Annotated in this window: 16 protein-coding genes and 1 pseudogene; 6 read left to right on the top strand and 11 right to left on the bottom strand. The window is 60.1% G+C overall.

The window, feature by feature from the left end; genetic code table 11:
- Positions 1 to 29: 29 nt before the first annotated feature.
- Positions 30 to 872: a helix-turn-helix domain-containing protein gene (locus E0502_RS11235; RefSeq protein ID WP_161593770.1), complete on the bottom strand. Its 843-nt coding sequence runs from the start codon at positions 870 to 872 to the stop codon at positions 30 to 32.
- Between the two features lie 150 nt (positions 873 to 1,022).
- On the opposite strand from E0502_RS11235, the gene E0502_RS11230 reads away from it, so the two are divergent.
- Genes E0502_RS11230 through E0502_RS11220 form a run of 3 tightly spaced genes read left to right on the top strand, consistent with a single transcriptional unit; the run spans position 1,023 to position 3,220 of the window.
- Complete coding sequence (locus tag E0502_RS11230; RefSeq protein WP_161593769.1) at positions 1,023 to 1,538, top strand: hypothetical protein; 516 nt, start codon at positions 1,023 to 1,025, stop codon at positions 1,536 to 1,538.
- Between the two features lie 3 nt (positions 1,539 to 1,541).
- Complete coding sequence (locus tag E0502_RS11225; RefSeq protein ID WP_137678093.1) at positions 1,542 to 2,531, top strand: hypothetical protein; 990 nt, start codon at positions 1,542 to 1,544, stop codon at positions 2,529 to 2,531.
- Positions 2,528 to 3,220, top strand: a complete 693-nt coding sequence (locus tag E0502_RS11220) for a hypothetical protein (protein WP_137678092.1) — start codon at positions 2,528 to 2,530, stop codon at positions 3,218 to 3,220. Before E0502_RS11225 ends, E0502_RS11220 begins: the two co-directional genes overlap by 4 nt.
- A gap of 174 nt (positions 3,221 to 3,394) precedes the next feature.
- Here the strand turns inward: E0502_RS11220 and E0502_RS11215 are convergent, their stop codons facing one another.
- From E0502_RS11215 to E0502_RS11205, 4 genes and pseudogenes are all read right to left on the bottom strand, one after another.
- Positions 3,395 to 3,829, bottom strand: a complete 435-nt coding sequence (locus E0502_RS11215) for a PAS domain-containing protein (protein ID WP_137678091.1) — start codon at positions 3,827 to 3,829, stop codon at positions 3,395 to 3,397.
- 538 nt (positions 3,830 to 4,367) lie between these two features.
- The gene (locus E0502_RS15315; protein ID WP_240049027.1) at positions 4,368 to 5,393 is read right to left on the bottom strand and encodes a fibronectin type III domain-containing protein; all 1,026 of its coding nucleotides are present in this window, start codon (positions 5,391 to 5,393) and stop codon (positions 4,368 to 4,370) included.
- A 237-nt stretch (positions 5,394 to 5,630) separates the two neighbouring features.
- A pseudogene (locus E0502_RS15470) lies at positions 5,631 to 6,107 on the bottom strand (M23 family metallopeptidase); the annotation flags it as partial.
- A 65-nt stretch (positions 6,108 to 6,172) separates the two neighbouring features.
- Complete coding sequence (locus tag E0502_RS11205; protein ID WP_137678089.1) at positions 6,173 to 7,573, bottom strand: acyltransferase family protein; 1,401 nt, start codon at positions 7,571 to 7,573, stop codon at positions 6,173 to 6,175.
- 86 nt (positions 7,574 to 7,659) lie between these two features.
- Here E0502_RS11205 and E0502_RS11200 point away from each other — a divergent pair, with 86 nt between their 5' ends.
- From E0502_RS11200 to E0502_RS11190, 3 genes are all read left to right on the top strand, one after another.
- Positions 7,660 to 9,180, top strand: a complete 1,521-nt coding sequence (locus E0502_RS11200) for a hypothetical protein (protein ID WP_137678088.1) — start codon at positions 7,660 to 7,662, stop codon at positions 9,178 to 9,180.
- Between the two features lie 137 nt (positions 9,181 to 9,317).
- Positions 9,318 to 10,532 carry an argininosuccinate synthase gene (locus E0502_RS11195; protein WP_137678087.1) on the top strand — a complete coding sequence of 405 codons (1,215 nt, stop codon included), beginning with the start codon at positions 9,318 to 9,320 and terminating at the stop codon, positions 10,530 to 10,532.
- A gap of 938 nt (positions 10,533 to 11,470) precedes the next feature.
- Positions 11,471 to 11,890 (top strand): septal ring lytic transglycosylase RlpA family protein, encoded by a 420-nt coding sequence (locus E0502_RS11190; protein WP_338047322.1) that lies wholly within the window; start codon positions 11,471 to 11,473, stop codon positions 11,888 to 11,890.
- Between the two features lie 22 nt (positions 11,891 to 11,912).
- On the opposite strand, the gene E0502_RS11185 is transcribed toward E0502_RS11190, so the two are convergent.
- The 6 genes from E0502_RS11185 to uvrA all read right to left on the bottom strand — a co-directional run bounded on the left by E0502_RS11185 (position 11,913) and on the right by uvrA (position 20,754).
- Positions 11,913 to 13,481 carry a hypothetical protein gene (locus E0502_RS11185; protein WP_137678085.1) on the bottom strand — a complete coding sequence of 523 codons (1,569 nt, stop codon included), beginning with the start codon at positions 13,479 to 13,481 and terminating at the stop codon, positions 11,913 to 11,915.
- Positions 13,482 to 13,586: 105 nt separating this feature from the next.
- Positions 13,587 to 13,955 carry a hypothetical protein gene (locus E0502_RS11180; RefSeq protein WP_137678084.1) on the bottom strand — a complete coding sequence of 123 codons (369 nt, stop codon included), beginning with the start codon at positions 13,953 to 13,955 and terminating at the stop codon, positions 13,587 to 13,589.
- Between the two features lie 155 nt (positions 13,956 to 14,110).
- Positions 14,111 to 14,419 carry a hypothetical protein gene (locus tag E0502_RS11175; RefSeq protein WP_137678083.1) on the bottom strand — a complete coding sequence of 103 codons (309 nt, stop codon included), beginning with the start codon at positions 14,417 to 14,419 and terminating at the stop codon, positions 14,111 to 14,113.
- A 351-nt stretch (positions 14,420 to 14,770) separates the two neighbouring features.
- Positions 14,771 to 15,967, bottom strand: a complete 1,197-nt coding sequence (locus E0502_RS15130) for a hypothetical protein (protein WP_161593767.1) — start codon at positions 15,965 to 15,967, stop codon at positions 14,771 to 14,773.
- A 286-nt stretch (positions 15,968 to 16,253) separates the two neighbouring features.
- Positions 16,254 to 17,720 (bottom strand): SEFIR domain-containing protein, encoded by a 1,467-nt coding sequence (locus E0502_RS11155; protein ID WP_137678080.1) that lies wholly within the window; start codon positions 17,718 to 17,720, stop codon positions 16,254 to 16,256.
- Between the two features lie 106 nt (positions 17,721 to 17,826).
- Positions 17,827 to 20,754 (bottom strand): excinuclease ABC subunit UvrA, encoded by a 2,928-nt coding sequence (uvrA, locus tag E0502_RS11150; protein WP_137678079.1) that lies wholly within the window; start codon positions 20,752 to 20,754, stop codon positions 17,827 to 17,829.
- Positions 20,755 to 20,770 lie beyond the last annotated feature (16 nt).

The raw sequence follows: 20,770 nt of genomic DNA, 5'->3' as shown, positions 1-20,770 counted from the left end.
TACCCTGCGGCGGCATACCTATCGACACGTTAGCCGATCAGGCTGAAAGGCGATTCATGCGCGATCTGAAGCCGTTCCTGCAGGGTTATGCGGACGAGAATATGTGCACCCTTGATAAATTCATTCGGCGTACGCCCGTTGAAGCGCTTGAATTCTCGGATGAAATGTGACTGGTCGCAGTAGTCCATCGTCGCGACATCGCGCCAGTCGGTCAGATCCTGCCAGGTTAGCTTGTTGGCGGAATGCAGCGCGCGGAACTTGCAGTGCAGCTGTTTGGGCGCGCTGCCGAAATATTTCCTACTGAGCCGTTCGACCTGCCGCTTCGACAGATCGGTCTGCGCATAGAGCTCGGCAAGCTCCCTTGGCTCGGGATTGGTGATCCAGTGGCTGACCTGCTCGATAAATTGCTCGTCTACGCGCTTGTCGTGGTCGAGTATCGCTGCAAACAATTCGTCGCAGGCTGCTGCTCGCCCGGCCATGTCCGCCGCGTTGAAGATCGGCCTGACAAGTTCCCGCTGTTCATTGGATATGTAATCTTCGAGCGGCACCAGTCGGTCAGCCAGCTCATCAGCCGTGACATCGAACAGGCGTGCCCAGCCGAGCGGTGTTATCGCCGCGCCAAACACTTTGGTCCATGCGGCAAAGGTCACAGTGCTTGCGCGGTAGGTTGGCCCGCAGAACAGGGTGGCGCCTTTGCCGTAGGTCTCTTTGCGTCCGGTGAGATCGGTCGAGACTGAACCGGCTATCACGAACCGGACGTTGGCGATCTCGGCGCGCATGATGTCGGTCCAGCCGTCAGGCACGCTGACATCGTAATAGCTGCTGACAAATTTTCTGATGTCAGCACGTGGCTTGGAATACCTGAATTCCATAACGAGCGACCTCCCCCGCAACATCCATAAGCCCATGGCGTAATTGTTCAATCCTCGGACGTCGCGCTTTGATAACTCAGTTCTATCGACAACGGATGACAGTGCGGGAGTGAACACTTTATGCGGCGGAACCACAGGCAAGCGGGCATTGTGCGAATACTGGCTGGCGGGTTGCTGGTAAGCTTTTTAGGTCTCAGCCTGGCATCGGCCCATGACGGCAACGCCAATGCGTCAGGCTTTGAAGGCACCTATGCCGGGACCTTCATCTGTTCGAGCGGTGAAATGGGCATGACGGTTTCGCTGGAGGACGCCGGTCCTGCAACCGATGAGACGGCCCGCAACCTCTGCCGCAGCAACTCGGGCCAGTGCTATGACGAGCACAAGGCACGGTCGGCTGACATGCGCCAGATCGAAGGCGTGCTGAATTTCTTCCCGACGTCGAGTAACCCCGATGCACCAGCCGGTGCCTTCAGGGTCCACGGTGCCGCTGACACGAGCATGAGACCGGCATACGAAATCGAGATGTCGCCCGGAAGCTGGATCGAACAGCCGGGCAATTTCGGATCCTCAGCGATGGTCGCAACACTGCTCGACGGGGAAATGGTCGGCAAACCCACTGCACCGGGCTGCCACATTCTCAAGCTGCGCAAGCTGAAAGGACTCTGAGCCATGAAGAACATTCAGTTTTCCGCCGTCATCGTCGCGGTATCGATGCTCACCGCCCTCTGGCCTGCCCAGACGGCGGCGCGAGAGGCGGTCGAAGTATCCTGCCCGCAAACCCTGACCTCACCGGAAGCGCAGTCGCTGCTCGAGGCGGGCGGCAAGCCGGAAATTGTGAAAAGCTGGTACAAGCCCGGCCTGGTAAATTTGCAGGGGTTCTGCACCATAACCGTCGGGCCTGACGGAAAAACGCTTTTCCAGACCTACAACGAGGCGACCACCGTTCAACAGATTCCGGTCCGCGTCGCGTTCCATTCCATCGGCTTCGATGTCTATGCGGGCCCGAAGGGACTGCCTTTCGGCTCCGGCCCGCCCGACATGACATGCTGGGCACCGGAGGAAGGGCAAAGTGCAGTCGACTGCCGTATCGCCGTGGCGGAGAACAGCGGGCTTTCCGTTCGACTGAAAGAAGGTCGCGGGGTCGAGGCGGAGTCTATCCTCGCCATCGATCCAAAGGAAATGTTCGGCCGTGCGGTGAAAGAACAGAGCCGCTACGTTCACTTCACTATGAACATGCGTATGCTGAGTCCTGGTTCGTTGATGGATATGTTCAGCCCCGCAGGCAACACCTATGATCCGGTACCGGTCGATTGCGCGAAGGATATCTGGAAGAACACCGCCACCAACGTCGCCGTCAGCACCGGACCACGCAAGGGCGACTCGATGGAGCCCACCTTTTCAGTCCAGATCGTCGGCGAAGACGTGAGCCTGTTGTCGCATGAAGCCGGCGAAATCCCGCCCGTGGTCCCTCGCTTCACCTCGAACCTCGCCGGTGGATCGGCTCAGGTCATCGGCCAGATCATGAGCAGCGAAGTGGTGCGCGTCGATGTAACAACGGCGTGCGAAGGCACCTTGACCAAAGGCTATTTGACCGAGGTCGGGCGACTGATGGGGCAGATTTACACAGCGCTCAAGCCTCGCATGGTGCAACAGCTGTGAGGCGCGCGTACGTCAATCTTGTAGCCTTCGCGGCTTTGGCGGCCATCGCCCTACCTGCCAGTGCGGTGGCCGAAGAAAACTCCCGGCCCTGCCCCGGAAAAGCCGACAGCCCGCTGTGCGTTATGCAGGATGTCGCGGGCGACGATGGTGCCATCCGCGGCGCAGAAGAGGCGACCCGTCTGGTCGACCGCTACACCTCCGATGCAGTGTTGTCCGACGGCGAAAAGGCAATGCTGCAGATGCTGCTGAAGGCCGGCGACGATCAGGCAGCTATGCTCGTGCCGCTGGGAGACCTTCCGCCAATGGAATTCGGCATTCCAGACAAGGAGGCGATCGACACGGTCCGCTATTTCTTCGCGCCGCCCGAAGTGGAGAAGGCGCTGTTCGATAACGACGACGAAGCGCTGGTCAAATTGATCGAATTCTACGGGAAGGACGTGACCGGGCTGAACGGAGAGCTCAAGCGCCGCTGCGCAGCGAAGCTGGACGAAACCTTCAAGCAATCGACCATCATGAACGGATACCAGCCGTACAAAGACGTTATCAGCGGTTGGTACCAGCGGATCAAGTTGCTCGAACCGGCGCAGTTTACCACTGGTCGCGAACTGGCTTTCCGCTGCGCGGAGCGTCACGCCAATGCCTTGCGCGGCGCTGTGCCGCCCCATCTCTATGCTTGGCTGGAGCCCTGAAAGAGCGGAGATTTTGCAGCCGTTTCCCTACACGCCCCCTCTCCGACACCTCCCCACCCCGCTATGTTCGCGTCGGCTCTTTGAAAATTAAAAGGACGACCGAACAGGGCAAAAAGCTTCGACATGCGCGGACGGCGGACGTGCTTTAACAACCAAACCCCAAAATCGTTCTCGTCAGACCGTAACGTCGCGCGAAGTACTCAGGATGCATACAACAGGCCCTGCCGCTGCGACAAGCGGACGCAAGTTCACCACCCATTTCCGCCTTGTACCTTTCGCGGTTGGACACTCAGCCTCGAAGCTTGTTTCGCGCCCCTTCAAGGCCTCGCAAAACTTCTGTTTGACGTACCCTTGAACCGGTTTCGGCCAAAGTTCCCACCAAAGCTTTCCGATCACCGATTCCGGCCGATCGATCTCCATCGCGTCCAGTCCATTGCAATTTATGAAATCCAAATGGCCGTCTAGGTCCAGCATCTTGATGCAATCGGGGGACTGTTCGAGAATGGCAATCGCAAGATCGCTTCCGCTAAGTCCAACCGAATGCACCACGGAAATGGCAAGCGCGTCAAAAGAAGTGTTTGAATTCACGTTCATCACCTGTCGCTGCATCCACTTGTTCGCCTGCCTTCAACAGGCCCGGCCTTTCCAAATTCGATGAGATCAACTTATTCTGACAGCGTGAAACATATGTACGATCAGCGTACGTAGTGTCCGCAATTCCGGCCGAGCGGTCCGGGCCTGCAGAGGAACCGCCGTTGGGCCGCAGGCAGATACCTCACCTACCGATACGCCGACCCGAAGCCGGTCAGTGCCGCGCCGATGCACGGCAACCTCACAAGGCTCAAAGCCGCTAGCGCCTGTGACTTTCCGATACCGCCCTGCTTCGCGCGGCGCACAATCGCAGGAACCATTTTCCTACACGCCGGTGACCCGCTATGTTCTCGTCGGCTCTTTGAAAATCGAATGAACGACCGAACAGGGCAACCCGCTTCAACATGCGCGGACGGCGGATGTGCTTTATCAACCAAACCCCGAAACCGGGCCCGAACCGGGTATCGTCACGCTGCGAATCGGGCGTTCAGGTCTCGCGTTTGCTCGACCGATAGACCGGACCGAAACCCACCAGCGCCGCACCCGAATCTTCCGCCTATTCCACGGTAAAGTACCGCGGAACGGTAAAGCTCGAACAACCGGCCGAATTGCAGGCGCGCACGTTCCACCGGTAGGTGTGCCCGCTCTCCAGCCTCGTAGTGTAGGATGTGCGGTCGCTCTTGCGGTCGACCACCAGCTTGCCAGTCGTCATGTCGCGGATGCCGTAATCATATTCCTCGGTGCCGCGAACACTGTCCCAGCTGATCCGCACGGTTGTCCCGCGTACGCGCTGTCCGGGGGATGCGGAATAACCAGGGCTCATGCCGGTCGGCATGGCGGGCCTGCTCGAAGCCCGGCTTGTGGAGCCCGAGTTCGACTGGCCACCCGAGTTGCGGCTGGAAGACGAAGTGCTGGTGGCAGGAGGCGGAGCAGCCCGCGGTTGCTCAATCGTGAAATAAAGCGGGCTGCTAAAGTCCGAACACCCTGCCGAATTGCAGGCCCGCACATTCCAGCGATACGTCCGGCCCGCCGTTAATCGGGTGCGGAAGGATGTCGTAGTCGAACGCTTGTCGACGACCAGTCGATTGGTCGTCATGTCGCGGATGCCGAAATCATATTCGGTTGCACCCGATACAGCCGACCAGCGCAGCCTGATGTTGGAATCTGTCAGGACATCACCGGGAGAGCGGCTGCGCCCCGGCGAACCACTCCGCGGAATGGCTGGCACGGAAACCCTCGCAGCGGGTTGCGGAGCCGGAGCACGGGTTGCCGTGGCCGTCGGGCGTGGCGGCGGAGTAACCGGCGGGATCGGTGCGGTACTTCGCGTCGGCATCGGCCGGGGGCGGGTGGAACCGGTCACTGTGAAGAAAAGCGGATCGCTGTAGTCCGAACAGCCGCTGTTGTTGCAGGCGCGAATGTTCCAGCGATAGCTGCGCCCCTCGCGCAAGCTGACGCGGAAGGAATTGCTACGCGACTGGCGATCGACAACTAGGCTGTTGCGCTCGATGTCGCGAACACCGAAATCGTAATAGGTCGCACCAGGAACCGCGCGCCAGGTCAGGTTGAACTGACCGGAGCGCATCTGGTCACCGGGCGCGCGACGACCGCCGGGGGCAAGGTTGGTGGGCGGGCTGAGGCGGGTTTTTTCTACTGTAGACCTTCGCGTTGGGCTTTGGAAAGCCTGCGTGGCCGCCGCCGAATTACCGCCACTGATCATTAGAGGGTCTGACCAGCCAGAGAGAAATTCAGGCGACTTCCTCTGATCACCGGGCCCGTATATGTTGCCCCAAACAGGATGAAAGCGCCCACTAAAATGCCTCAACTCAAAATGTAGATGGCATCCGTAGGCTACCCCTGTTTCACCAATCTTACCTACCTTGTTTCCGCGGGAAATACGTGCTCCACGCTTGAGTATGCGACCGTTTTGGTCGGCTGGAGGTGATTGAAGATGAAAATAGCTGCTATAGGTCTGCTTCCGTAGGGATTGGACGAAACCATGATCAATTATCACCATGTAGCCAAGACTGTTGAAGTTCTGCTGGCTTTCGATTGTAATGACATCGACAACCACTCCATCACCCCAAGAATTTACGGTTGATCCGCAACTAGCTGGAATGTCGACGCCAACATGCGTGGCCCGATTGAGAGAGGGATAGGTGCCGTGGCGAAACTCGCCAATCCGTCCGTTCGGAACCACTCCTGAAGCACCAATCGGTGCCGATTGTCCGGACAGACTAGCTGGTACCGCCAGAGCGAAACCGCCTAGTAAAATTGCTGCACGCTTCCACTTAACCATTTCATCCCCCCATGAACAAGCAATCTTGCTCGAAATGGCGGGTGTGGCAAGCCCTTTAGCCGCGACTAAGCTTCGGCCGATTTTCTCGTCTTGAACCAGCCGTAGACCGGCCCGAACCCCGCCAGCGCCGCGCCCACGAACGGCAGTGCCACCACCCATAGTCGCACGCCCGTCACGCCCTCGGGGCTGGCGATGCTGATCGCGGCGGTCATTGCGAGGCCGGTGCAGATCATCAGCAGGCCGGTCACCAGTCGCCAGTGCGGCACCGGGCGGCCGTCGCGGGCCGGGCCGAAGCCGCGTTCCCACCGGCTGAAGATCGTCACCAGCGGCAACAGCACCACGATGTAGAGCGCGAACCACACCGGTCTCGCCAGCCACCATTCTGCACTGCCCGGCTCGACCCGCAGGCCGATACCGCCCGCCAGCCAAGCCGCCACCATGACCAGCACGAAGGCGGTCAGGTGCCACAGGTAGACACTCATGATCATCCCGTTGAGCAGCACGGTGGCCGTCCACACGCGGAGATTCTCCAGCATCTGCCGCCCCGCCCCCTCGAGCCCCAGCACCAGTCCCGCCTGCATCACCCCCAGCGCGAACAGCGCAATGGTCGGCGGCATCGAATTGGTGATTTCTGCACCCGGCACTCCGATCATCGCCACCGGATAGGGACCGAACCAAACCAGCAGGCCGAGTGTCACCAGCCCTCCGGCGAACCACAGGAACGCTTTGCCCCCACCGTTCATCCGCCCATCCCGCCACGCATAACCGAGCTGATGGATGCCCACCCAAACGAATATGAAGTTGAGGAAGTTCACATAAGGCACACCGTAAAACAGCGTCAGTATATCGACCAGAATCGCGCAGGCCGCGAGCCAGGCGAAGCTCCAGAATCCGATCTTCCGCCAAGCGGCATAGGAAAACGGGACCAGCGCGGTGACCAGCAGGTACACGGCAAGAAACCACACCGGGATCAGCGCGAGCGATGTCGCCAGCTTCGCGACTTCGCGATCAACACCCGCTTGCGTGCCGAAGAAAGCGAACAGCGCCCATGCCAGAAGCACCGGAAACACCGGGTTGATCAGCCGCTGGATCCGGCTCGCAAACCATTCCGAATAAGGTCTCTCATCACGCAATTGCGCGGACCAGCTAACCCCGTTGGAATACCCTCCGACAAGGAAGAAGATCGGCATTACCTGAAATCCCCAGGTCAGCCACTGGGTCCACGAGATGATGCCGAGCAGATGCCCGCCGACCACCTCGCCCGAACCGTCGATATAGGGCGCGGCCACGAGCCAGTGGCCAATCACCACCGCGAGGATGGAAAAGGCGCGCAGGAAATCGACCCAGCGGTTGCGCTCCGGCGGGGCTTGCTCCGCCATGGCCTTCGCCTTGTTCCACATCGCCAGCATTTCTCTCTCCCGCGCTCCCGTTGGCGGTTCAGTGGCGTGCTGCGTCGCGTTTGCCAAGTCGCAAGGCGCATTTCGCTATGCAAGGCAATCGGTTGCGCTTATTTTGGCCTGAAGTTTCCCTGAAGGTGTCGCCCTTGCTCCGCATGATCGTTACAGCCGCTTTTGCGCTTGGCCTTGTCGGCATCGCTCCGGCCAGCGCCAAGATCATGACCGCCGAGCAGGCGAAGCGGTTCGAACTCAAGCCGGAAAGCTTCACCTGTCCGCTGACCGGCACGCGCTTCAAACAGTTCGTCACCCATCCGCATTACCCGATCGAAAGTTTTCCCGACGGCAGCCATCTGGGCGATGAGTGGATCGACATGCAAATCCCGGAATGTCCGGATGACCGCGTTCTGATCCTGCCCGACTATGCCGCGAGCGACCAATCCAGCGGCAAATTGGCCTATCATGCCTATTCTGCCGAGGAGCTGGCGCAGTTGCCCGGATTGATCTCAACGGCGGAATGGAAGGAACTTCTGGGCCAGACGCGGCATCTGCGCGCTTACTGGCTTGCTTCGCAGATCAGGCGTCCGGCGAAAGAGCGTTATCAATTGCTCCTGCATGCGCCATGGGGTGCCGAAAGCGACAATCAGCGACGCACCGCGCTCGATACGCTGGTCAGCGATTTGCCCGAGGTGGTTGCTGAATTCGAAGATCCCCCGGAGGATCGTATTTTCGCGCTCTATTACGTCGTCGATGCGCTGCGTCAGCTTGGCCACTTCGAAGAGGCACTGGCGCTGGCCGACACACTCGATGCACAGCCGGTCGATGCAGAACCCGGCGAAGACCCCGATTGGGAACACGCCCGGAGCGGGTATTCAGAGCGGCAGCGCCGCGCCATTGCATTGGACGACAGCGACCGCTTAGCAATCGAGGCGCTCGACGACCGGATGGCAGGGCGGCTGTGCGCTGTCGATGAATTCCAGGGCATGCGCGGCCCAAATGCAGGGCGGTCCTGCAAGGCGCGTGAGGACCGTCTGGCGCAGCAACAAGAGGAGTTCGACGCGGTGTACGCTTTGCTCGATGATCGAGAAGCGCTGGCCAAAAACTGCGAGATTATTCCTTTGGGATCCCGCGGCAGCACTTTGGCAGAAGCATGCCGCATGGCGAAGCACGAGGCCGACTGGGCCGAAGGCGAGCGTCTGGCCAAGGATGAACCTAGCCACGTCGCCGCAATTTGCGAACGTGTGCCTGATCATAAGCGAGACACCGTCCAAACCTCGGCGTGCGGCTGGTATGAGGGTTTCAAGGCCGCAGCGATCAAGGATTTGCTGCTCGCTGACGAAGCTGCATATGGTGCGCTTTGCGACACCTCGACGATGCTTGGGTACGGAACGCTGTCGCAAGGATGCATTGACGCGAACCGCATACTTAACGATCGCCAGGCGCGTGCCCTGTGGCTAGACAAGGAAGCACTCCGTGCGACTTGTCGCAACATCAAATCGCTCGAGAATGAATTCGATGGTCGTCACATCGCGTGCATGTCACTCGAGGACGGGACGGACGATCCCTACTGGCTGGACGGTGAGGGCGAAACCGGTGCGGATACGGATGAACCGCTGTATGATGCCGCGCTGCCCTTTGCCCAGGCCGAGATTTCCGAAAGGCGGCGCGCATCCGATTAGTCGGCTCGCTGGACGATCCTGCAGCCGTTGCCGAATTCGCTTCCCGGACGATTCGCTTCGCCTCGGCCAAGTGCTTCTTGATTGCCCCGACCTGCCCGCATTGCTAACCGCGCCGCCAACCAAGGAGCCTCTGCCCAATGCCTGATATCAAACGTGTCGTTCTCGCCTATTCCGGCGGTCTCGATACCAGTGTCATCGCCAAATGGCTTGAGACCGAGCGCGGGTTGGAGGTCGTAACCTTTACCGCAGATCTTGGCCAAGGTGAGGAAATCGAGCCGGCGCGCGAGAAAGCGCGGGCAATGGGTATCCCGGACGAACACATCTATATCGAGGATCTGCGCGAGGAGTTCGTGCGCGACTTCGTCTTTCCGATGATGCGCGCCAACGCGAGGTACGAAGGCGACTACTTACTCGGCACGTCCATTGCTCGCCCGCTGATTTCCAAGCGGCTGGTCGAGATAGCGCATGAAACCGGCGCGGATGCCATTGCCCATGGCGCGACCGGCAAGGGCAACGATCAGGTTCGTTTCGAGCTGTCGGCCTATGCGCTCGATCCCAATATCCGGGTGATCGCCCCGTGGCGCGAATGGGACCTTACCAGCCGTACCGCTCTGATTGCATGGGCGGAAAAGCACCAGATCGCGGTGCCCAAGGACAAGCGCGGCGAAAGCCCGTTTTCGACCGATGCCAACCTGCTGCATACTTCGTCTGAAGGCAAGGTTCTGGAAGATCCGTGGGAAGAAACACCCGACTACGTCTATTCGCGAACCGATCACCCGGAGGACGCGCCGGACACGCCGGAATATATCACGCTCGAGTTCGAGAAGGGCGATGGCGTCGCGCTGAATGGCCAAGCGTTGAGCCCGGCCACGGTGCTGGCAGCACTCAATGACCTTGGCCGCAAACACGGGATAGGGCGGCTCGATCTGGTCGAGAACCGCTTTGTCGGGATGAAGAGTCGCGGAATGTACGAGACCCCCGGCGGCGAAATCTACGCGCGCGCCCATCGCGGGATCGAACAGATCACACTCGATCGCGGCGCGGCGCATCTGAAGGATGAGCTTATGCCGAAGTACGCAGAGCTGATCTACAACGGCTTCTGGTTTGCGCCCGAGCGCGAGATGCTGCAGGCAGCAATCGATCTCAGTCAGGAAAAGGTGAGCGGCACAGTGCGGCTCAAGCTGTACAAGGGCAATGCGATGGTGGTCGGGCGCAAGTCAGCCAACTCGCTATATTCTGAAGCGCATGTGACCTTCGAAGACGATGCCGGTGCTTACGACCAAAAGGATGCCGAGGGCTTTATCAAGCTAAACGCGCTGCGCCTGAAGCTGCTTGCGAAGCGCGATAGGTGAAGGATTCGACCTTGCCGGGTTGGCGCTTTGAGGTGATGGGACAAACCGTTGAGTTATCCACTCGTGTCCACAACGAATTCGGTGGAAAGTGGATAACTCCCGATTGCAAAGCTTGAACGACTCGGTCGGAAGGCGCAGCTTGAATTTATCGGAAAGGGAGAGAAAAATACTCCGGTTTATGGTCTAACGATCAGAAATTGAAGGATTATTCAAAACCAACCGACGTTGCGGTCACTGTCCGCGCGGTCTTTGAGGACCACCAGCAGAAGGTTTCGACCGGAAGCAAGTGAGCCGTTTGAGAGGAACGCGAAAGCAGACCGTAGCGGACCGGAAATCCCGGTCGGCCGTCGAGGGAAACGTCTGGACTCAGGTCGAGGCGGTGCCGCTAGAGACAGCAGGCCAACAAGGGATGAAAGGTCTCGGGAACGGAAGGATCGTCGGAACAGCCTTTGGCTGGAAAGACAAACCGGAAGGTCCCGGATGCCGGTGCGAGCGCCGGTGACAGAACCGGAAACCCGGCTTGCCGGGAAGAAGGGAAAACATCGAGCGCCAAGCGCTCTTCGGAAGGTTCGCCCGAAGAAGAGACCACGCGCTGGTAAGAGTGGGGTCGGTAGCAATACCGGCCCCATTTGCTTTACTCCCGCCAAACTGATTCTCCAGCCAGTTCTGGTCGAATTGATTGATCCAAAGCGTGTTGCAAACAGGCAAAAAACTGCAACACACCGCAATTCCCTCACCGATGGCCGATGAAGCGCCCTCAGCTGTCGATCAGCCGAGTTTGCGGTTTGGTGCGTTGCACCCTGGAGGCTAATGGGGCGCCACTCGAGCAGTTTGGGAGGGCCCAATTGCCTAGACCTATGACCCGCAATTTATCGATCCTTCGCGCCCTTGTGGCTTCGCTAGCGCTGCTCCTGCCTTTTTCAGCGGCTAGCCCCGCTGTGAGCGAAGAAGAGTTTGATTCGACTTTCGCTCCCTTTGACGTCGAAGTCCCGGTGCCTGACGTCGAAGGCAATGTGGTGGATCTGCACGACTTTGAGCCACCCATTGAGGAACAACCCGAAACAACCGTGCTCGGAACCGGTATGGCGTCTTACTATGGGCAGCGCTTTCACGGGCGGCGAACCGCCAACGGCGAACGTTTCAACATGCACGCGATGACTGCGGCACACAAAACCTTGCCGTTTGGCACCAAGGTACGGGTCACCAACGCTTCAAACGGACGATCAGTCGTCGTGCGAATAAATGATCGTGGTCCGTACGCGCACGGACGGACGATCGATCTCAGCCGCGCGGCTGCGACCGAGATTGGTTTGATCAAGCGCGGGCACGGGCGTGTGCAGTTGGAACTGCTGCGGTAATCATTGCGGCCGCGCTATTTGATCAGTTGAGTTTCATGCCAAATGTGAGCAACACGCCCTGTGAGGCGAGGGTCTCGAACTCACTGTCGATTATCTCGTCAAGAAACCGGAATTCGTAGCCAGAGCCGCCAAGGTCTACCCTTGCCTCGAGACGAAGATGTATGTCGTCGCGATCAAGACGCGAATGCAGCATCTTAGAAAGGTCAATCCAGGCCTCCAAACGCGTTGTCCGGTCAGTGAAACGCAATGAACCGCCATCATTGTCGAATGTCATTGCATCGCGCCCGATGCTGACAGCGAATTCAGTACCGTTCTTCTCACGGTAGCTTGCTGACACGCCAAAGAAGAGCATGTCATTGCTGTCGCGCGTCGCAAAGTCTTCTGCTGCGTCTGATCGGCTGCTCGTCAACATCATATTGCCGCCAAGTGTCCAGTTTCCCGTCGAGAACGAATGATCCACGAGAACTGTCTGGTCGGCCTGCGACTGCGTGCTGACATTGCCTGCGCCAGCCTTCTGAGACTCACGATCAAAGGTCACCAGCGTATCGCCGATCGGCGATGACCAGACACCCATCAGGCTGAGGCTCGAACCTGCGAATGAAAGCAATTCGCCGCTCGAGTACCGCTGTCTCTCGCGCCACCCCAGCCCGGCGCTGAACGTCAATGGCACGAGCGCGCCCCAACCGTCCTGAGCCAATGCCAGCTGGGGCAAAATGCTCATCGGAATGACATCCACACTCACCTGCGTCCGCGCTGAACTGCTGGGACTGATGACAAACAGATCACTCGCGGTGTCCTGAGTTTCGCTTCGGTCACGCTTGATCTGCAGTGAAATGCCGGAATATCCGACAGAGGCCTTCCACCTCTCGCTGGCGAAGTAGTCATTGCGGCTTGATCGCCAGGAACCCGACACGGTCCAGTCGGCCAGCTTGCCGCGCGTCGCCAAACCGAGTTCCGCGCCGCTTGAGCCGAAAAGCTGCATCGGCAATCCCATCGATACCGGGCGATACTCGCCAGCCGAATTGCGATAATTCGCTTCGACCGACCATTTGCGTTTTGGTTCATCGACAATGGCTATGTCGAGTTTGTGTGCCTGGGCATTGCCGCTTCGCTGGTCCACCCGGATCGGTTGCAGGGTCGAATTGGCAATCGGTGTGCGCCAACTTTGGCTCCAGCCCAATTCGCTCGCGAGCTTGACCTGTCCATCGAGCAAATCCACTTCCAGTCCGGCGGTCGCGAGCATCGTCTCTCCGGAAGTGCCCGGCATGGTGTCGTTGAACTGACGGTCGAGGGTGAACCCTGCGTCGCTTCGTCTGGCGAATGCCGACTTCAGTGCAACTGCGGACGTTTCACCCTGCAGGCTCGAGGCAACGGTCAGGCCGAGAGTGGTATCGTCGAACGCGCAACCGATGGGGTCGCCAATCCCTCTTTCGGCCGATGAACCGATCCGGCACGCCCCGTCGCTGCGGACCACCGGTAGCAACTCGAGGCTTTCGGCTTCCCCCTCGGATCCAGTCGAGCCGGGCGGCAAGACGACGACCTCTTCCTCGCTTGCCAGCGCAGCGCCGGGCACGAGTGCCAGCGAGGACACCAGAGGTACCCATATGACGCAATGTCTGATCGTGCCCGGCTTCATCGCAAACTGCGGCGCGACTGGCCCTGCCCGGTGACGGACAAGGCCAGCTTCGCCGTCAGGTCAGTCGCGCCGACGGCAAACGGCGGTTGCCTTGCCGCCTGGCGTAATGACCATGCGCGATTCCGTGGCCGGTCCGTTCGGCGTGAAGCAGCCGAACCCTTCGACCTTCAACGCTTTCGTCAGCTCGGGCCCGGCGATCACATCCAGGTTGCAGACGAACATGGCGTTGCCGCTGCTCGTAGCGACCTGGATCGCGCCGTCGTCGGTAGCGACCGTGACCGGTCCTTCGGGCGTGTTGATCGTGCCGCCACAGCCCGACTGGTTGACGACGAATGCCGCATTGTCGGATTGCGCGGTGCCCGGCACGGCGGCCAGTGCGAGCGCGCCTGCCAGTGCGGCAGATCCAGCGGCGATAAGGGTCTTCTTCATGATATGCTCCTGTCTTATGGTGAAAGACAGATGCCCGCATTCTTGCTTTGCTTATATGCGAGTCATCTCCCCACGACTCGCGACCGGCTGCAATGGTAGCACCCTTTTGCCCGCGTAATTGGTCAAATCCGACAACCAGCGACCAGCAACCGCCCCTACGGCAGACGCGCGCCGTTTCTGGCGGCGCAGCTGCGGGTGATCCGGCTCATATCCTCGAAGTCCGATCCGAAGGCGTCGGTCAGGGCATAGCCCTTTTCCTCGAACTCGCCGTACATGCACTCGCACGAGCGCACCGCGGCGGCCTCGTCGACCACGATCTGGCGCACCTGGCGCAGACACGCTTCCATGTGGACGCTCCGCGCATGGGTGCCGTCCCCGTCCATATCGCCTACACCAAAGCTCGACACGGCGACCAGCGATCCCACCGCCGCCGAGACGAATACGACTACCTTCTGCATTTCCATGGCGCACTCCCCTCCAATTTGCCGCCGAGCGTCGCAGCACAGGGTTGAGATGGGGTTAATGGGGTTGTTGGGCCTCAAGCGCCGGGAGTCGTTTGTTTTCGCCCTCAGACGCCGGGCGGCGTTGCTTGTTTGACCTCAAGCGCCGGCGTTCGCGTCCGCTCACTTGGCTTTCCTCGCTTTCGCGACCTGAAGGTCGCTTCGCTGCGGGCGGGCGGTCGCCCTTGCGGCTCGCTGCGCTCACCGGATCAGCGCAACTCCGCGAGGCGTAGCCGAGTGCAAGGCCGACCGGCCGCCCGAGCTTATGCGAGGAAGCCAAGCGGGCCGGACGGCCCGCGCCCGGCGCTTGAGGGCCTAACAAGAAAGCCTCTCCTCCAGCTCCTCCTCGCTTGTTACCGTCCACCATTCGGGCATATCGCATTCGAAGGCGTCGAGTTGCAGGCCCTCGATCCGGTCGCTCTCGTCGATCCCCGCGCCCAGCTCGTGCGGCTTCGGCACGCCACGGGGCCGCGCGGCGTTCATCCGGTCGAGCCGATTGCCCAGCCACATGCAATGCTCGGCGGTGAGTTCGGCAAAAGGCTCGTCACACGGCCCGCCGCAGGTCTCGCACGGCGGGTACCCTTGTTGTCCTGCCGCGGCGCGACTTGAGGTCGGAGCGAACGCGTGGTCGGGGCCAAGTGGAACATGTGGAACACTGTTCAAGGGATCGTTTTCCCCGCCCTGCGGAGCCGCTTGCTCGCGCAGCTCCCCGCCCAGTTCCCCGCCCAGCTCCTCACCCCGCCCCAGCGCCGCGATCGCATCGTCGAGCGTCGCCAGCGCAGCGCTGACTTCGGGCTTTGCTTCGATCCGGTCGAGCCGCCCGAGATGCGCGAGCAGCAGCCGGTCGGAGAAACGCCGCCGGTGGCCAACTTCCTCGCCGTGGTAGAACACCGGCTCCTCCACACCGTGCACCGCCCGCTCGGCCAGCGCCTCCTCCGCGACCGTACGGGCAGAGAGCATCGCCGCATCCCACAGCCGCGCAAAGGCAGGTTGCCGCCGCCGCTCGCGATAAGCCGTCTGCCGCGAGACGCCCGCGCGTTTGCACGCGAGCCCGACATTGCCGAATTCGGAGAGGTGTTCGAGGAAACGCGATTTCAGCGCAGGCAGGAAGACCGTGCGCCGGTCGGGCGTGGTGTCGTCGGTGCAAGCTGAAGCCCCCTCTTGTTGACCCTCCGGGCCAGCTTCGCTTCCAGAGGAGGGGGTTTGGGGGTGGTGGCCGTCACGCGAAACCTGAACGGACGCTTCCGCGTCCGCAACCTCCCTTCGATCCCCTCCACTAAAGAAGAGGGGAGGATTTGCATCGCGCGCCTTGGCAAACCCCGCGCCAACCCAAGGCCGCGCCAGAACCAGCGCCCTGCACTCGCTCGGCTTGTCGCATTCAGCCTCGGCGCCACCCCGTTCGCCCTGAGCCGGTGTGACTTCGTCACAGCTACGCTTCCGAAGGGCCGCCTCCTGCTGGAGTTTCATCGCCCGCAGGTCCGCGCGCTGCTGTGCTGCCGAGATAAATGCCATGGTCCGGTCTCCGTGTGAGGGAATGGACCGAGTTATTTATACAGGACAAGCCGTGTAGGACAGCCTTTCGCTCCGCCGGTTGCTGGCGAGGGTGCGGGACAGGCTGAAGTGCCCATCAGGGCAAGTGCGCAATTAGGTATACTGTCCCCTGAACTTGCCGGAACTTGGAACTTCCCGCCAGTTGCTGACTAAGGGCTCAATATAGAACGGCGCGCAGAAAAGGCGCCTGAGCAACAAAGTCTACCTTCCTCGGAATTCCGCCCGGAGCGACGGAACTCGCGTTAGCTTAATATGTTTCGCTAACCTTCTGAAGATTTAGCAATTCGGTCAGATTCAGCGTCGAGAATGCGCTTCGCCATCTTACCTCCGGAACCTTGCCGATCCGAATACTCTCGATAAGGTCACTGAGATCTGAGGAATTGCGAACACCAAACAACGGAAAGAGCTTGTCTCGAAAAGCAGGTTGTTTGGCACGAACGAACCATGGCAATGTGCCATGCGAATCCGCGACATACAAAGCGGAATCGGGCCACCAAATCCTCCCGTCGTCCCAATCGGAGAGGGCGAGGAAAAGAATCAAATCTGCCTGAATATACTCAACAAATTCCAGTTTGAGCTCATCACATAGGTCACGGATGAGATCAGCGTGAAGTGAAGCGCGCTGCAATTTCAGCCTACTGTTGCGATGATCGAGAGAACTTAGAAACTCGTTCAATGAGCGAAGTGGGTAGTCCTCCGCAGTCATTTCCCCATATCTCAATTTTATCAATCGAGCCCCAAGGAGAGCTTGAGCAGATTCGAATGCTCGATGTCTCACGAATCTCGCCAAAAGCGCTGTCAGCAAGAATTGCCCATAGAACTTTGTCGCATCTCCACTCCATTGGGTGCCACCTGTACTGTAGTGCGAGAAAACGGCTTCAAAGTAAGAAACTGTTGATTCAATCTCGCCCTCAGTAAGCTCTCGCTCAGCCAAAACTTCATCATACTTATTCAGGACTTGCGATGTTAATGCGCCCAACGCTTTGATGGCGCGAAACACTGATTCATCTGGTGCTTCGTCGTCCGACATTCCCACCGTGAAGTCCGAACGCTGCCTCGCCAACTCATTCATGAAAGATATGAGCTTTCCAACTGGGCTAGTATTTCGACCCCTTGCTCCGGTGGCTGAGAGTTTGATGGGATCAAACTCCACTTGGTCATCCACAAATTTGGGCCTCGGTCCAACCGCAGGTTCACGGAATAGGGGCTTATTGAATGCCCAGCGCACTAGCTGCTGGAGGTTGCTTGAATAAGCATCCGCATCGCGAAAATCGATGAATATTCTATTTTGCAGGAAAATAGGAACGGTTGGAGCTCCACTCTCATCGGACTCCACAACTATGCCGACAACTTTTGTCTGCTCGACATCACCATATAGCTGCGCCGTGACGATCTGAGACTCGATTCCTACGCCTCCTTCCCTCCCGTTTGCCCGGTCAACGTATTTCTGATCACAGACGAGAATAATTTTAGTGATTTCATCTGAGCGGACCATACGTTCCATGAACGCATGCGCATCTTGTCCTTCAATTAGGTGCCACCGATCGATTACAACATCGACACCGAGATTCTTGAGATCGGTCGCAAGCTGTAGTACCCATTCGGTGTGCGCGGTATTTGTCCAGCTGTACGAGATAAAGACCTTCGGCGCGGCTGTGCCACCATCACCACTCTGACTCTTAGTAGCGTCGGTATTCTCAATTGAATCTCTCATACCACATTGTTTATCGAATGCGATAATCGGGAAGCAATCTCTCCATAATACTCATCCCCAAAAAATTGCTGCAATTTTGGAAGGTTGCATACGTTTCGTTTCCAGTTCACTCCGCAGCCTCCCGCGCCCGCTCCAACATCGGCTTCAAATAATGCCCCGTATAGCTCGCCTCGGTCGCCGCAACCGTCTCCGGCGTGCCTTGCGCCACAACCTCCCCGCCGCGCACACCGCCTTCGGGGCCGAGATCCAGCACCCAGTCGGCGGTCTTGATCACGTCGAGGTTGTGCTCGATCACCACCACCGAGTTCCCCTGGTCGACCAGCCGGTGGAGCACCTCCAGCAGTTTGCGCACATCCTCGAAATGCAGGCCGGTGGTCGGCTCATCCAGGATATAGAGCGTCTGCCCGGTGCTGCGTTTGCTGAGTTCCTTGGCGAGCTTCACCCGCTGCGCTTCGCCGCCTGACAATGTGGTCGCCTGCTGGCCGACCTTGACGTAGCCCAGCCCCACCTCGTTCAGCATGTGCATCTTGTCACGGATCGGGGGGACGGCCTTGAAGAAGCCTTCCGCATCCTCGATCGTCATGTCGAGCACATCGGCGATGGAGTGGCCCTTGAACTTCACCTCCAGCGTTTCCCGGTTGTAGCGTTTGCCGCCGCATTGCTCGCACGTCACATAGACATCGGGCAGGAAGTGCATTTCGATCTTGATCAGCCCGTCGCCCTTGCACGCCTCGCAACGGCCGCCCTTGACGTTGAAGCTGAAGCGGCCCGGCTTGTACCCGCGCGCGCCGCTTTCCGGCAGGCCGGCGAACCAGTCACGGATCTGAGTGAAGGCGCCGGTGTAGGTCGCCGGGTTGGAGCGGGGGGTGCGGCCGATCGGCGACTGGTCGATCTCGATCACCTTGTCGCAATATTCGAGGCCGGTGACCTTGTCGTGCGCGCCCGCGATCACCCTTGCGCCGTTGAGCGTGCGCGCGGCGGAGGCATAGAGCGTGTCGATGGTGAAGCTGGACTTGCCGCTGCCCGATACGCCGGTGACGCAGGTGAATGTCCCGAGCGGGATCGATGCGGTCACGTCCTGCAGGTTGTTCGCCCGCGCGCCGTGGACCGTCAGCTTGTGGCCGTTGCCCTTGCGGCGCTTGGCCGGGATGCTGATCTCTCGCCGCCCGGTGAGGTAATCGGCGGTGAGCGAGTTCTTCGCCTTGAGCACCTGTTTCAGCGTGCCTTCGGCCACCACCTCGCCCCCGTGGACGCCCGCGCCGGGGCCGAGGTCGACCACGTGGTCGGCGCTGCGGATCGCGTCCTCGTCATGCTCGACCACGATCACCGTATTGCCCAGATCGCGCAGCCGTTTGAGCGTTTCGAGCAGGCGGTCGTTATCTTTCTGGTGCAGGCCGATGGAGGGTTCGTCGAGCACATAGAGCACGCCGCTGAGCCCGCTGCCGATCTGGCTGGCGAGGCGGATGCGCTGGCTCTCCCCGCCGGACAATGTGCCGCTGGTGCGGTCGAGGTTGAGGTAGTCGAGCCCGACATTGTCGAGGAAGCCCAGCCGCTCGTTGATTTCCTTCAGGATGGCGCGGGCGATCTGGCTTTGCGTGGGGTTGAGCTGGTCATCCAGCGCGAGGAACCAGTCCTTCGCATCGGCGACGCTCATCCGGGTCGGCTCGCTGATGTCGGTGCCGGCGACCTTCACCGCACGCGCTTTTTCGTTGAGCCGCGCGCCGTTGCAGGTCTCGCACGGCTGCGCGGTCTGGAATTTGGCCAGTTCCTCGCGCATCCACGTGCTCTCCGTCTGCAGCAGGCGGCGGTTGAGATTGCCGATCACCCCCTCGAACGCCTTGTTGACGGTGTATTGCTTGCGCCCGTCCTTGAAGGTGAGCGCGACCGGCATCCCGCCGGTGCCGTTCAGGATGATCATCCGCTGGTCCGGCTCCAGCGCATTCCACGGGGTGGTCAGGTCGAAGTCATAGGCCTTGGCGAGGCTGGCGAGCACCTGCATGTAATAGGGCGACGGGGGGTTGGACTTGGCCCACGGCACGACCGCGCCCTGCTTGAGCGTCAGCGCCTCGTTCGGGACCACCAGCTGCGGGTCGAACAGCTGCTTCTCGCCCAGCCCGTCACAGGTCGGGCAGGCCCCCTGCGGCGCGTTGAACGAGAACAGCCGCGGCTCGATCTCCTCGATGGTGAAGCCGCTGACCGGGCAGGCGAATTTCTCGGAAAAGACAATGCGGTTGGGCGGCAGCCCCGCGCCCTTCATCTTTTGTCCTTGGGCCCCGCCCGACGCGCCCTCGTCCTCGCGCCCCGGCACCACACCATCGGCCAGGTCGACATAGGCCAGCCCCTCGGCCAGCTTGAGCGCGGTTTCAAAACTGTCGGCGAGGCGCGTTTCCAGCCCCTTTTTCACCGCCAGCCGGTCGACCACGACTTCCACGTCATGCTTGAACTTCTTGTCGAGCGCGGGCGCTTCCTCGATGCCGTACATCTCGCCATCGATCCGCACGCGGGTGAAGCCCGCCTTCTGCCATTCGGCCAGCTCGCGCCGGTATTCACCCTTGCGCCCGCGCACCACCGGAGCGAGCAGATAAAGCCGTGTGCCTTCGGGCAGCTCCATCACCCGGTCGACCATATTGGACACGGTCTGCGCCTCGATCGGCAGGCCTGTCGCGGGCGAATAGGGCACGCCCACCCTCGCCCACAGCAGGCGCATATAGTCGTAGATCTCGGTCACCGTCGCCACGGTCGAGCGCGGATTGCGGCTGGTCGTCTTCTGCTCGATCGAGATAGCAGGAGAGAGTCCGTCGATATGTTCGACATCGGGCTTCTGCATCATCTCGAGGAACTGGCGCGCATAGGCGCTCAGGCTCTCGACATAGCGCCGCTGCCCCTCGGCATAGATCGTATCGAACGCCAGGCTCGATTTGCCCGAGCCCGAAAGCCCGGTGATGACAATCAGCGCATCGCGCGGCAGGTCGATATCGACACCCTTGAGATTATGCTCACGCGCGCCGCGGACAGAGATTTTGGTAAGTGCCATGGGAAGCCAATTGGGG

Source organism: Parerythrobacter lutipelagi, assembly GCF_005434975.1.
Classification (GTDB): Bacteria; Pseudomonadota; Alphaproteobacteria; order Sphingomonadales; family Sphingomonadaceae; genus Parerythrobacter_A; species Parerythrobacter_A lutipelagi.
This window is presented reverse-complemented; position numbering and strand designations above follow the sequence as displayed.